This is a genomic window from Hyphomicrobium nitrativorans NL23, assembly GCF_000503895.1.
GTDB classification, from domain to species: domain Bacteria; phylum Pseudomonadota; class Alphaproteobacteria; order Rhizobiales; family Hyphomicrobiaceae; genus Hyphomicrobium_C; species Hyphomicrobium_C nitrativorans.
This window is the reverse complement of record NC_022997.1, coordinates 702,501-716,450: the sequence shown is the minus strand read 5'-3', so window position 1 is coordinate 716,450 and position 13,950 is coordinate 702,501. Positions and strand designations below refer to the sequence as shown.

Annotated in this window: 10 protein-coding genes and 2 rRNA genes (1 of these 12 cut by a window edge); 1 reads left to right on the top strand and 11 read right to left on the bottom strand. The window is 61.9% G+C overall.

Translation table 11 applies throughout. From position 1 onward, the window contains the following. Window positions 1–88: 88 nt before the first annotated feature. Entirely contained in the window at window positions 89–961 is an 873-nt protein-coding gene (locus tag W911_RS03270; protein WP_023786081.1) for a transporter substrate-binding domain-containing protein, read from the bottom strand. A 244-nt stretch (window positions 962–1,205) separates the two neighbouring features. On the opposite strand from W911_RS03270, the gene W911_RS17140 reads away from it, so the two are divergent. After that, window positions 1,206–2,810, top strand: a complete 1,605-nt coding sequence (locus W911_RS17140; protein WP_158412825.1) for a glycosyltransferase — start codon at window positions 1,206–1,208, stop codon at window positions 2,808–2,810. Window positions 2,811–2,877: 67 nt separating this feature from the next. On the opposite strand, the gene W911_RS03260 is transcribed toward W911_RS17140, so the two are convergent. The 10 genes from W911_RS03260 to W911_RS03215 all read right to left on the bottom strand — a co-directional run. Further along, window positions 2,878–3,852 carry a PQQ-dependent catabolism-associated beta-propeller protein gene (locus W911_RS03260; protein ID WP_023786079.1) on the bottom strand — a complete coding sequence of 325 codons (975 nt, stop codon included), beginning with the start codon at window positions 3,850–3,852 and terminating at the stop codon, window positions 2,878–2,880. A 64-nt stretch (window positions 3,853–3,916) separates the two neighbouring features. Continuing rightward, the gene (locus tag W911_RS03255; RefSeq protein WP_023786078.1) at window positions 3,917–5,185 is read right to left on the bottom strand and encodes an ABC transporter substrate-binding protein; all 1,269 of its coding nucleotides are present in this window, start codon (window positions 5,183–5,185) and stop codon (window positions 3,917–3,919) included. Window position 5,186: 1 nt separating this feature from the next. After that, window positions 5,187–5,834, bottom strand: a complete 648-nt coding sequence (locus W911_RS18540) for a c-type cytochrome (RefSeq protein WP_041316202.1) — start codon at window positions 5,832–5,834, stop codon at window positions 5,187–5,189. A 140-nt stretch (window positions 5,835–5,974) separates the two neighbouring features. Next, window positions 5,975–7,801 carry a quinoprotein dehydrogenase-associated putative ABC transporter substrate-binding protein gene (locus W911_RS03245; protein ID WP_158412824.1) on the bottom strand — a complete coding sequence of 609 codons (1,827 nt, stop codon included), beginning with the start codon at window positions 7,799–7,801 and terminating at the stop codon, window positions 5,975–5,977. 182 nt (window positions 7,802–7,983) lie between these two features. Next, window positions 7,984–9,867 (bottom strand): PQQ-dependent dehydrogenase, methanol/ethanol family, encoded by a 1,884-nt coding sequence (locus W911_RS03240; RefSeq protein WP_023786075.1) that lies wholly within the window; start codon window positions 9,865–9,867, stop codon window positions 7,984–7,986. 509 nt (window positions 9,868–10,376) lie between these two features. Continuing rightward, window positions 10,377–10,625, bottom strand: coding sequence for a hypothetical protein (locus W911_RS03235; RefSeq protein WP_041316200.1), 249 nt, complete (start codon window positions 10,623–10,625; stop codon window positions 10,377–10,379). A gap of 194 nt (window positions 10,626–10,819) precedes the next feature. Then, window positions 10,820–11,479, bottom strand: coding sequence for a peptide-methionine (S)-S-oxide reductase MsrA (gene msrA / locus W911_RS03230; RefSeq protein WP_023786073.1), 660 nt, complete (start codon window positions 11,477–11,479; stop codon window positions 10,820–10,822). Between the two features lie 83 nt (window positions 11,480–11,562). Next, on the bottom strand, window positions 11,563–12,327 hold the full coding sequence (locus W911_RS03225) for a glycosyltransferase family 2 protein (RefSeq protein WP_023786072.1): 765 nt from the start codon (window positions 12,325–12,327) through the stop codon (window positions 11,563–11,565). A 343-nt stretch (window positions 12,328–12,670) separates the two neighbouring features. Next, window positions 12,671–12,785, bottom strand: a 5S ribosomal RNA gene (gene rrf / locus W911_RS03220). Window positions 12,786–12,979: 194 nt separating this feature from the next. Further along, window positions 12,980–13,950, bottom strand: a 23S ribosomal RNA gene (locus W911_RS03215) (it continues 1,826 nt past the right edge of the window).

The window sequence follows — 13,950 nt, the reverse complement described above, 5'->3', positions numbered from 1 at the left end:
CCAATCGGCCGGACCACACTGGATCCTAGGCTCCTTTGAACGGGCTTCGGTTTCAGGAATATGACAAGGCTGAGGCGAGGCGCGCGGCTTAGTAAATACGGAGCGGGAAGTAGCGCTCCACGAGTTCCTGGAACCGGCCGCTCTGGCGCACCCTCTTCAACGCATCGTTGATCAGCGCCTTGATCTGCGGGTCGCTCCGCGGCACCGCCACCGCAATCCCATCGCCGAAATATTTGGGTTCTAGAAACGCCTCGCCCTTGAACTCGCAGCACTGCCGCGAAAGCGAGCCGTTGAGCCAGAAGGCCAGGCTGATCGCATCGTCAAAAATCACGTCGACGCTTTTCTGCTGCAATCCCTCGCGCGCAAGCTCGGGATTCTCGAACAGAACGATTTTGCTGTCGCGGAAAAAGGCCCGCACGAACGCTTCGTGCGCCGTCCCCTTGGCGACACCGATCGACACGCCGTCCAGCCCATCCGGGCTCACCTCGTGCGCACCATCCTCGGTGCGGCCAGCAAAGCGCCCCGGCGTATGGAAATAGCGATCCGTGAAATCGACGTCCGCAAGCGTCGCCGCCGTCACTACGTGCGCGGCGATCACCGCGTCCGCTTCGCCCCGTCCGAGACTGGGTAACAGCTCGTCCCACGGACGCACCTTGATATCGCACGCCGCATTGGCTTCGAGGCAGATGGCGCGCGCAAGGTCGACGTTGAACCCCGCGAGCACGCCCTCGTCGTCGTAATAGTTGAAAGGCGGAAACTCGCCCTCCGTCAGGAAGCGGATCACGAATCGCCGGGGCGCCGCAGCCTGCTCCGCTTCGGTTGCAGCATCCGTCTGAAATCCGGCGCTCTGCGCGCCTGCGTGTCCCGCAAGTCCGACCATCATCGCAGCGCACAACAACACGGTCACGAGCGCGAGCCGGATCGCGAGAGAAGACCTGCCAAAAAGCGTGTTCAACGTCATGGATCGCGCCGCCTCATGCGGAATCGCTCGAATGTCTGGTCAAGACCGAAACCATTATGCCAAAATCGCGGCGAACGCGAGCGGATCGGGGACCCGCCGTCATCGCCGGCCGCACCGCTCACGTCCACGGATCGAGACAAAAACGAGGATCGAAGAACAAAAAACAGCGCGCTCACACAAGCTTGCAACGCACGACAAAACCAAGGCGCGCACCAGAAACGACACTGCGGGGGGAAGTTCGGACGTGCCTCAGCGACGCGAAGGCCACGCGAGCCCTGAACGCGCACGCTCGGGCTTGCCACTGCAACGAGCGCGCGCCTCGCTATCCTCTCACCTTTTTCCTGCCGCCGCGCGCATCCACAATCGGCGCGACCCACTCACCGCGCCGACCTACCCCGACAATACATCCCAGAGAGAGCGCGATCTCGATCTCGCGGTCAGCGGTCTCCGCCGCCGCCGGCCCGATCTTTCCGCCGCCGAGCCCCTGTGGGCCTGGCAAAAGGCGGCACTCATTTTCATCATTCCGATCTTCGCAACGGTTGCCGTCCTCGCGCCCCATCGGGCCGCGTTCATCCTCGCGACAACACTCGCTCTGCCATTCTGCTGCATCGTGCTCCTCAGAACATCGGCGCTCTGGAAATCCCTCGCGGCAACTGCGCACCCGGCCGATGGTTCCCCGCGCGCGCCGTCACCCCTCTCGCTTCCGCGCTATTCTGTTCTCGTCCCCCTCCACGACGAAGCGGACATCGTCCGGGACCTGCTGGCGGCACTCGACGGTCTCGACTATCCGATAGATCGCCTGGAGATCTTCCTCGCGCTTGAGGAAACCGACCAGGCCACCCGCAAGGCCATCGAAGCCGAAATCCTGCCACCACACATAACGGTCGTGATCGTGCCGGAGGGCTTGCCGCAAACGAAGCCACGCGCCCTCAACTACGTCCTGCCGCGAACGACCGGCGATCTTGTCGTCATCTACGATGCGGAGGATCTTCCCGAGCCCGACCAGCTCCGCCGCGCCGTCGCAGCCCTCACGGCCAACCCGGACCTCGGTTGCGTGCAGGCACGCCTGAACGTCCTCAACGCAGACGAAACCTGGCTCACGCGCCAGTACGCAATCGAATACACGGTGCTGTTCGATTGCATGCTCCCGACCCTCGAAGCCCTGAAGCTGCCGGTCCCTCTCGGCGGCACCTCGAACCACTTCACCCGCTCCGCTCTCGAAGACGTCGGCGCGTGGGATCCGTTCAACGTCACGGAAGACGCCGACCTTGGCATTCGCCTCGCGCGCAACGGCTGGTCAGTCGGCGTCGTTCCCTCAACGACATGGGAGGAAGCCCCCGCAAACTTTAAGAGCTGGCTCAAACAGCGCACGCGCTGGCTCAAGGGATGGATGCAGACCTATCTGGTCCACATGCGCAATCCCTGGCGCACCCTCCGCGATCTCGGTTGGCGGCAATTCGCGGGCCTGCAGGTGTTAATGGGCGGAATGGTTCTTTCGGCCCTCGTCCATCCCTGGCTCTACGTCGCCATTGCCGCCGATGCGGCGTACGGCCCTTTCGACGTTCTTGGCGACGACGTGCTCTCTCGCATCATCAAGATCGTCACCGTCGCCAATCTCGTGCTCGGATATGTATCCGGCGTTGTACTCGGGATCGTCGCGATGCGCGGCCGCGGACGTCAGCGGCTTGCAGCCTGGGCGCTCCTCATGCCGGCCTACTGGCTGCTGATCTCGCTCGCGGCTTACCGGGCGTTGTTGCAGCTCGCTACCTCGCCCTACCGCTGGGAAAAAACCCAGCATCGCCCCCGCGCCGCGTTCGCCCCGCTCCGGCCCTCGGGCAAAACGCATTGAGGTGCCCCTCTTCGAGGGACACCCCATCGTTCTCTATCGCACCGATGCAGGCGTGCAGCACCGGCCTTTACGGCTTCACCAGCACGCCCCACGGAAGGCGGCCGACCGGAACCGACTTTTCAGGCTTCAACGTCGCGACGTCGACAATCGTCATGTCGTTGGTGAGACCGTTGGCGACATAGAGCTTTGTGCGATCCGAGTTCATCGCCAGATGCCACGGACGTTGCCCCACGAGAATGTAATCGATGGCCTTGTAGCTCGCGACATCCACCACCGCCACGCGGTTCGCCGGCCCCAGCGCGACGAACGCGCGCTTGCCGTCGTCCGAGAACCGCACGCCCACGGGCTGGATCAGCTCGCGCCGCACACCCGGAATGTCGAAGCCGAATTTCTGCACGATCTTGTGCGTCTCGGGATCGATCACAGCAACCGTCCCGCCGATCTCGGCCGTCACCCACACGAGCTTTCCGTTCGGCTCGAACTTGGCGACCCGCGGGCGCGTATCGACCAGCACGTTGGCCGTCACTTCAAGCGTCTCGTTGTCGATAAAATGCGCCATGCTCGTGGTTTCCGAGGTGGCGACGGTGAACTTGTTATCGGGCGAGACGGCCATGCCTTCCGGCTCCACACCCACGGGGATCTCGGCGAGCACCTTCCCGCTCTCGATCTCCATGACGGTCACATAGCCCTCGTCCTCATTGGCGATGTAGACGCGCTCGCCCTGGGGATCGACGTCGAGCAGCTCCGGGTCGGGCCCGGAATCGAGATGACGCACCACTTCCAGCGTCTCGGTGTCGATCACGTCGAGCCGGTTGTCGTCGCCCGCACACACGAGCAGCTTCTTGTAATCGGGGGTAAACACCATGCCGCGCGGCCTGGCGCCGGTCTCGATCACCTTGATGATCTCGTAGGACTTGCCGTCCAGAACCGTGACGGTGTTATCCCGCTCGTTGGAAACGAAGATGGTCTCGGCTCTCGCCGTCGGAATGGAAGACGAGACAAGAGCAACGGCAAGTGCCGCGGCGACCACGGTACGCGTCATGTGTGTCCTCTCCTAGGATGATCGAGGCGCTCGGGCCAAAAGGCCCGGCGCCCCTTGTCGTTTTTTATTGTTCGAACTTGCACTGCGTTTCGGGCTGATCGAAACCAAGCGTATCGGTCAGAAACCTTTCGTGCAGGAACCCCTCCTGCGGCGAGATCGAGACCAGCGCACGCGGACCCGAAATCAGCATCGGCTGGCGCATCTGATGGTCCCACGTACGGAACGACTGACCGATGCCCTTGAAACCGGCCACTTCGAAATCGCTTTCGAGAATTCTGGCGCGAACGTCTTCGGCCGCGTTCTTGCCCGTACGCGTCACGACCTCCCCGATGACACGCGCACCGAGCCAAGCCGTATAATCGCGCTCCGTCATGATCCGGCCCGCAAGTTTCTCGAAGCGGTTCTGAAGCTGCGTTCCCGCATACTGCTCGTAGGCGCGATGCCAGGCAACAGCCTGCAATCCTTGAGATCCGACCACGGGCCGCGGCTCGTAGGTGCGGAACATGAGATAATCGCCGAACGCCTCGCCGGCGTCCGCCACGAACACGACGTCATGATCCGACGCTCCCTGCGTCAAGAGCGGCATCTGCGTTTGAATCTGCTGATGCCCACTATCGGTGCGCCGCGATCCGGCGTCGAACTCGTACACCCGCTCATCCACGATCTTGGCCCCGAACTTCTTTGCCGCACGGCGTATGGCTTCGAGATATTCGAGATCGGGCGGTGTCGTGCCGTACACGACGAACCAGCGCCGCCACTTCTTCCAGACCAGATACTGAGCGAGCGCATCCGCGCGCATCGCCCAGTTCGGCATCAGGTGGAAGATGTTCGCGCGGCAGTCCTGCTGACGTAGCTCGTCTCGGCTGCTGCGCGTATTGAAAATAACCGATGTCTTGGCTTCCGGCAGATCGGACAGCGCCAGGAGATCGGCAGGTCCGAGATCCGCCAGGATAAGTGCAGGCCCCTCGGCGAGGATCGGCCTCACGAGATTGAGGACATCCTCGTCCCGCTTGGCCACCACCTCGACGATTTCGAAATGCTGCTTCAGGAAGCGGCCGGTGTGGTTGATCTCGTTGATCGCCAGCCGCGCCCCCTGCACGCCTTCGTCGTCCAGGATTTTCTCAAGCAGCGAGAGAGGCGGCGGCTCCGGATAGCGCTTGCTCAAATAGACGATCTTGGTCACAAGCGCGTCGGCCGGCGCTTCCGATGGACTTTCCGGCGCAGCGCGGACGGGCAGCGCCACCGCCAGCCATCCCGTCAGGATGGCGGCGGCGGCGAGAACCAGGCCGGCCTTCACACGGATCACGGATTTCATGCGCGGGCCAACCGCCATTCTACCATTCCTTCCGTTCTTCGCGCCCGCCCCACTTCGTGCGGATCCAGGCAATGATCTTCCAAAGTTTACGCTCGTCGTCGATGAGTTCGCGATAGGCCATCATCGGGCCGACAACGCCCTCGGTACCCTTACGGGAATAGCCCTCAGCCTGCAGGTCCTTGGTGCCAAGCGTAATCAGGCGGAACAACGTGTCGTCGTCGCCACCATAAACCCAGACCTCGTTCGTCAGCGGAGGACACATGCCGCCGCCGCCGCCACCACCGTGGCAGCCGTTGCACGACAGTCCCATGTAGAGCTTTTGGCCTTCGGCAATTGCCGTTTCGTCTCCGGTATAAGGGTTCTTCAGCGTGCCCTTAGGAGAAGCCTGAACCCGTTCGATCGCCGTCATGAACTCGCCATCGGCTGCGGGCGCGGCGGCCTCAGCCGCAGGTGCTGCCTCTTCGGCTTTGTCGCCGGCCTCGGCCTTGTCGCCTGCATCCGCGACCTGAACGGGCGCGGCGTCGGCCGCCGGCGCCGCGGCTTGCGTTTCCGCAGCCTCGCTGGCCGTCGTCTTTGTCGTCGGCTCGTCGGCCGCGCCGCAGGCGCTCACCAACGCTGCGGTAGAAACCGCTGCTGCTGTCAGCAGCGCAAGGAAGTTCTTATTCACGTTCCGTCCCTCGTCATTTCCATATTGTACCGCCTCTTCCGATCGTGATGAGGAGCGGCAGCGAGGCCCGTGCCGCTCTTCTCTCCCCCGTGCTTGCTTGCGGAGTTGGTTCGGAACGGCGCAGAGGCGCCGCCCCGTCCTTAAAGTTTTTCCTTTTCGCTTTGCGCCTCGTCCGGCTGGTGCGCGCGCCCGGAGAGGGTGGCCTGGAAAAGTTTGATCGATTTCACCGCATCGGGATTGAGACTGTCGGCCGCGATGTCGATCGCTTTCTTTCCGGCATGAGACTTGAGATCCGGATCGGCACCGGCTTCGAGCAGCACCCCGAGCATCGCCATGTTCCCGCGCGCCGCCGCAATCATGAGCGGCGTGATGCCCTGCGCATTCGCCGCGTTCACATCCGCCCCGCGATCGATGAGCGCTGTCGCGATGTCCGTGGAGCGCAGCCCCTGCCGGAGCTCGATTTCCTTCGCGGCCTCGCCCACCGCAAGCCACGTGGCCGCAACCATGAGCGGCGTGACCCTGTCTTCGCCCGACACGGCGTTGACCTTCGCGCCAAGCTCGATCAACGCCTTTGCGGCAAGGAAATGCCCGCCGTCGATAGCCAGCGAAAGCGGCCCGAACCCGCCGTCGACCGCAAGTTCGAGATCCGCCCCGCGCTCGACCAGCGCCCTGATCGACGGCACGTGGTTGCGCTGCGCCGCGTTGCTGAGCGCCGTGAACCCATCCCGGTCGCGCCCGTTGATGTCCGCCCCCAGTTCGACGAGCAGCGGAATGAGCTTGTCCTTCCGGCTCCTTGCCGCGGACTGAAGCGCGCCGTAGCCTTGCCGGTCGAGCGTATTGACGTTCCCGCCCTTCTCCACCAGGAAGCGGATGCGTTCCTCGTCCGACGCGAGCACCGCGTTCGCGAGTTCCACCTGAACGTTGGCGCCCTTGGCCAGCCACGCTTCGAGCCGCTCGCGATTGACGAGCTGGTCCGGCGATTGGGCACTCCTCGGCGCCTGCATCACGTCGAACGGCTTCGTGTAGGAGCCGTGCGCCGGCAAATCGCCAGAGACCACACAGCGGCTACAGTGCACCAGCGGCACGCCGAAGCTGCGTAAAATCTCCTCGATCTTCTCCCGCTTGTCGTCGAGCGCAAATTCCAGCGCATACTTCAGCACGGCGTTCGTCGGCCGCACGCCCAGCGCCAGATCGAATTCGAGCGGCACGTCGTCGTCCATGAGGTTGACGGGGAGCACGGTGATCGGCTCGCCCTTGCCGGTCGCATACCACCCCGCGAAAGGCCCCCACACGGCAGCCACATCGAGCGTGCCGTCCAGCACCTGCTGCAACTGATAGCTCGGCTGCTGCTCGGGAATGAGATCGCCGTTGTGGCTCACGGTGTGCAGGGTGACGTTGGCCGTATGCCCGCGGCGCTTGAGTGCCTCGCGGATCGCCGAGGTCTGGTAAACGCCGATCTTCAGATCTTTGAGCTTGGGATCGTCGAGCCCCGTGATATCGAGGCCGCGATCGCTCCGCCAGGCCATCACATAGGCGGTGCGATAAACTGGAAGCGTCGTAAGCACGCCCCGGTACACCGCCGGCATGTCCACGAGCACGTCGCAATCGTCCGTCTCGAACGTCTGCCGCGTGATTCCCCTTTCGAGATAGGGCCGCCAGAAGTGAACCAGCCGGGCGCCGAGCGCCTCGGCGACCACTTCCATCATTTTGTTCTGGAAGCCTTCACCCTGCATGGAAGAGAGCGGCATGTTGCCGGGGTCGCCGCAAACGCGCAACGTCGCGAGAGACTTGGTCCGCCACATGTCGCGCCCGGCGGTCCGCGCGGCCGTCTTCTCGGCCGCTGTCATCTCGTCATAGTCCTTGTTCAACCGCACCCGCGCATCGTCCGCAAACGCGCTGGCGCTTACGAGCATAAGCGCGCCCGCGGCAAGGATCGAAGCCGAAAAACGGAACAAGACAGACGTCACATGTTTCTCATTCATACGGATTTACCTGTAACTCTATATCGTTGCGCAGCAAGAGCGACAAGGCACTCTTGCCCCGCCCGATGATCAAGTTCCGTTGATCCCGGCTGAAACTCCCGAAAACCGGAAGGAAAAACGCCCGGCGTCGTGAGACGCCGGGCGCATTTTTCATGTCAGATCGATGATCACTCATAGACCCGGAAGGTGAACAACGTGCCAGCCTGCGGGATCTTGTCGAGGCCCGTCGCCTTGGTCATCGCAGTCGCGCCGATCGCACCGAACTTGTCGTTGAGATCGAGGCCTGCGGTGACGGGGACGCCGATCCAGCCGCCGATGCCGGCGAGAACCGAGACGTACTGGTGTCCGCCCACCTTGTAGGTGATCGGGTTGGCGATGATGCCGGAAGCGAGCTTGCGGCTCCAGAGCACCTTGCCGTCCTTCCGGTCGACCGCGCGGAAATCGCCGCCGAGCGAGCCGTAGAACAGGAGGCCACCGTCGGTGACCATCGTGCCGCCCCAGTTCGGGTACGGATCGGGGATCTCCCAATCGGTCTCGCCCGACACGACGTCGAACTTCTTGACCTTGCCGGTCGTGCCGGGCTTCTCAGGATACATGTACACGTTGGCGAACACGTAGACCGTGCCCTGCTGCGTGTGCGTGCGCTCCTGCGGCTCAAGCTCCATGCACCAGTTGTTGGTGGGGCAGTAGAACTTGCTCGGGTCCTTCGGGTCCACAGAGCAAGGCTGCTGGTCCTTGCCGCCCATGGCGGAAGGGCACACAGCCACGTTGCGGCCACGCTCGAACGGCGAGTGTTCGTAGACCTTGATCGGACGGCCCGTTTCGAGGTCGACCTTCTCGGCCCAGTCCACGGTGACGTACTTGTGCGCGCGCAGCAGCGTGCCGTCGGCACGATCATGCACATAGGCGAAACCGTTCCGATCGAAGTGCACGAGAGCCTTGTGCTTCTTGCCGTCGATATCGAGGTCGTCGACAAGCATGTTCTCGTTCACGCCGTCATAGTCCCACTGGTCGAACGGGGTCATCTGGTAGGCCCAGACGGCTTCGCCCGTGTCCACCTTGCGAGCGAAGGTCGTCATCGCCCACTTGTTGTCCCACTCGCCGGTGTTGCACTCGTCGTGGGTCTTGGCGCCGCAGCGATACGACGGAGACCAGAGGCCCGGGTTGCCGGTGGAGTAATAGACGAGCTTCATCTCGGGATCGTAGCTGATCCAGCCCCAGACCGCGCCGCCGCCGATTTTAAAATCGTCGCCGACATGCGTATGGATGCCAAGATCCTTCCCGTAAGTGCCGAAGTGCGGGTTCGCCTTGTTGGTGTCGGGCGTCAGGCACACGTCCTTGTCCGAACCTGTCGAGTGGCATTCCCAAACCTTCGCACCGTCTTCGAGGTTGTAGGCCGTGACACGGCCGCGAGCCGCGAACTCGTCGCCGCCGAAGCCGAGGATGACAAGGTTCTCGGCGATGAGCGGAGCGCTCGTGCTCGTCTCGCCCTTCTCGGGCCAGGCGTGCTTCACGACCCACACTTCTTTGCCGGTGGCGGCATCGAGTGCGATCAGGAAGCCGTCGAGCGTGCCGTAGTAAAGCTTGCCGTTGGCGAAAGCCGGACCACGATTGACGGTGTCGCAGCAGGCGCGCGGCACAGCCGATTCATCGCGATCCGTCGTCTTGACGTAGTTCCAGATCTGCTTCGGATTGTCGGGGTCCGTAAGATCGAGGCCCTGTGCGATATTGCACTGAGCCATATTCGGACAGCCCGAGACGAAGAACAGCATCGGCTTGCCGCCGACATCGTCGATGAACAGCGGCTGGCCTTCGTGACCGCGCAGAGCGCCGGTCGACTGCGACCAGACCATCTGCAGTTTGCTGACGTTCTCGGCATTGATGTCCGCGAGCGGGCTATGGCGCGTAAGCGCGTTGTCGCGGCCCGGCGACGCCCACTGATTGGGGTCGGCGGCGCGCTTCTCGACTTCCTCGTTCGCGAACGCGTGGCCCGTCAGGCCCAGCATCGCGACCAGGAAGCCGCCTGTTAGAAGGCGAAGCTTCTGCTTCATATCTTTCGGTCTCCTCTCCTAGCTAAGAGACTTGTTCTCGTAAAATCCGGGCCAAGCGCATTCGTCAGCTCCCGAGGCCCATCGAGCCTCGAAGAGACAGGTTCGCTTGCGCGCTTTTTGCTTTACGGATGCGGTCGAGTCTCGCGGCTGCCTCTTGGTCGAGCCTTGAGGTCGTTCTCGGAGATCCAGCGGTCCGACCGCTCGTGCTGCTCCCTGACTTGAAAGAACAAGCGCCGTATGAGCGTCTTCCACGGACCGCCCCTAAGCGATCGGTTCCGCAGAAACCTCCCAAACAGCCCCATCACCGTAGGGATGTTATACCAGAACAGCGAGAGTGATATTTCCCCACTGATCGGGGAAATAATCCCAATCACGAGAACGTGAAAGAGAAGCGCTTCTGATAAATCCTCAGCACGCACACAACAAGACGCCGCTCGACGTGGGTCAAGCGGCGCATATCTCACGATGAAACTTGGAAGCGAAGGGAGCGCGCACAATTGCGCTTGAGATCAGCGTCCGAAACCGAGCGAGGCAAGTTCGACCTGACACTTTCGGCCGAGCTGGAAATATTTGCGGAAAACGCAGCTCTTCACCTTCGCGACGGTCGGGTCCTTTCCGATGCAGAGACGACGCACATCTGTCTCGCAGGCGGCGCGCAGCGAGGGCGTCACTTCGGGGGGAAGCTGGAACTGCTCCGCCTTGACCGGCGATGCCGCGACTGCACCTGAAAGAACCAATACAAATCGTGCCGCCCGCATGGACCCCACCTCATTCGTTTACTGATTGACCGCACGTTTCAATGCAGAATAGCGGCCAAATTGTGCGCCGCCAGAAGCCATTGATCAGGGTTCGTAAACGCTAGGAACGGGGTGTCGGAAAAGCCACGAGAAATCGCCCTACGCGCGACAATAAGGCACTGGCGCGATGCATAAGATGCAACGCGTGAAACATGTCAGCGTGGCGCGATCCCGCCGGGAACGGGACACGCAACGCCCGTTCCTCCAAGCCCGCAATATCCGTGCGGAACCTTGGCCAGGTATTGCTGGTGATGGGACTCGGCAAAATAGAACTCCGGCGCGGGAAGGATCTCCGTCGTGATCGATCCGAGCCCCTCAGCTGCGAGCAGATCCTGGTAAGCGGCTTTCGAAGCGAGTGCAGCCTCCCGCTGCGCCTCCGAAAACACGTAGATGCCGGAGCGATACTGTGTACCGACGTCGTTTCCCTGCTGCATGCCCTGCGTCGGGTTATGGCTTTCCCAGAAAACTTTCAGGAGTTCGCCGTAGGAGAGCGTGCCCGGATCGAAGACGACGAGCACCACCTCGTTGTGGCCCGTCCGCCCTGAGCACACCTCGTCGTAGGTCGGGTTCGGCGTAAAGCCTCCCGCATAACCGGCCGCCGTCACCCATATTCCGTCGCCAAGCTGCCAGAACTTTCGTTCCGCGCCCCAGAAACAGCCGAGACCAAACAGCGCCGTCTCGAACCCTTCCGGATACGGCCCCTTGAGCGGACGTCCAAAAACGAAATGCTCGTCAGCCGTGGCAAGCGGCTCGGGACGTCCCTTGAGCGCGTGCTCGGGCCGGGGCATCTCACTCTTTTTCCGATGAAACAGCATCACGCAGCATTCCTCTCAGGACCTACATAGGAAGAGAGCAAAGCAATTGTCAGAGGCCCGCCGGGGTCTCGCACGGCAGCCGGTCAACGCGTTCTCTCGTAGATCTTGGCCACGCGAATATGCCGGAAGATCGCGTAGTTCATCGCGACCAGAAATCCATAAGTCCCCCGCAGCACCAGCCGCCGGCCGATCCACGCCTTGAAAAAAGCGATCGGAAACTCGGTGAAAACGCGGATTTTGGGCAAGCGCCGTCCGCGATCGATAAAGTCGTCCGCCTGCATGGTGGAATAGCGGTCGAGCTTGGACAATTGCTCGCCAAGCGACCGGATCGAGCGATGATACACCGTGCCGCGAAGCCCCGCGATGCGGGCACCGGGTTCGAATGCAACGCGATCGTGCACCGGGCTTTCCGAATAACGCCCCCGATCGCGCCGATAAAGGCGGACGGGTGACAGCGCATGCGCAAACCGTCCAGGATGCTCCTCGCCCGGAAACAAGTTCACGATCGTGATCTCGTATCCGTCCGCATCCGGCTCCCCTGAAGAGAAAAGTACGCGCATTTCCGCACGAAGCGCGTCGGTCACTTCTTCATCCGCATCGAGATTGAGAAGCCACGTGTTCCGGCAGCGATCTTCCCCAAAACGTTTCTGCTGGCCGTATCCCGGCCACACGTTCTCGAACACAACCGCGCCGAGCTCGCGCGCAACCTCCCGCGTCCCATCCGTGCTGCCGCTATCGATGACGATCACTTCATCCACCCAATCGCGCACCGAACGGATCGTGGTTCCGATGCGGTCGGCCTCGTCCTTCGCGATGATGAAGCAGGAAACAGGCAGCCGAACGTCCACGAAATCCCTCGTCAATCCCAATCGACACATACGGTCAGGCGGCGATCGCCAACGAGAGACGACATACCAGAAACGGCAGCCCGGCAGCAGAGTGTTTTCCGAGCGAAGCCTCACCGGCCACTCTGCCCCGAGCCTCCGCCAGCAGACCGCCGCAGCACGACGACGCCCGGTATTCCAATTTTTTGAGTGACGGCCGTGCCGGAACAGCACCCTCCACGCCGCCGGAGACCCGATAGAGATCGCCGCACAAACGAAAACACCGCCCGAGCGTGAGCCCGGGCGGTGTTGAATAGAGATGTGAAGAGGATGATGAATTCGTATTTTTCGTATCACGCTTCTGCAGACCTGGCGACGACCTACTCTCCCGCGTCTTAAGACGAAGTACCATCGGCGCAGGGGCGTTTCACGGCCGAGTTCGGAATGGGATCGGGTGCAGCCACCCCGCCATAATCACCAGGTCGGCGGAAGCGTGATACGAATTCTGGTCTTTCCGTGCTAATTCCTACGCTCATCGCGAACGACATGCCTGCGCGCCGTGAGGCGCAAGCGTCCAAGGGACGCCGGCACAAGTGCCGCCCTCGCGGAGGAGCAGCGCGCTGTTAAGCGCGCGATACGCTCCGTGAGCGATAACGATGAGCATTGCTTAATGAGAGCGATCGAAGTTCGATCGAGCTATTAGTACCGGTAAGCTCCACACATTGCTGCGCTTCCACACCCGGCCTATCAACGTTGTGGTCTACAACGGCTCTCAAGGGAGAACTCGTCTTGAGGTGGGTTTCCCGCTTAGATGCCTTCAGCGGTTATCCCTTCCGCACATAGCTACCCTGCTATGCCGCTGGCGCGACAACAGGTCCACCAGAGGTGCGTCCAACTCGGTCCTCTCGTACTAGAGTCAGATCCTCTCAATTCTCCAACGCCTACGGCAGATAGGGACCGAACTGTCTCGCGACGTTCTGAACCCAGCTCACGTACCTCTTTAAATGGCGAACAGCCATACCCTTGGGACCTGCTCCAGCCCCAGGATGAGATGAGCCGACATCGAGGTGCCAAACGATTCCGTCGATATGGACTCTTGGGAATCATCAGCCTGTTATCCCCGGCGTACCTTTTATTCGTTGAGCGATGGCCCTTCCACACAGAACCACCGGATCACTATGGCCGACTTTCGTCTCTGCTCGACGTGTCAGTCTCGCAGTCAGGCGGGCTTATGCCATTGCACTCGACGGTTGATTTCCGACCAACCTGAGCCCACCTTCGCACGCCTCCGTTACGATTTAGGAGGCGACCGCCCCAGTCAAACTGCCTGCCATACAATGTCCCGGAACCGGATAACGGTCCGCGGTTAGACAACCATGGTCGTAAGGGTGGTATTTCACATTGCGGCTCCACAAGAGCTGGCGCCCCTGCTTCAAAGCCTACCACCTATCCTACACATGCAAACACGATTGCCAGTGTAAAGCTACAGTAAAGGTGCACGGGGTCTTTCCGTCTAACCGCAGGAACCCCGCATCTTCACGGGGAATTCAATTTCACTGAGTGTGTGCTGGAGACAGTGGGGAAGTCGTTACGCCATTCGTGCAGGTCGGAACTTACCCGACAAGGAATTTCGCTACCTTAGGACCG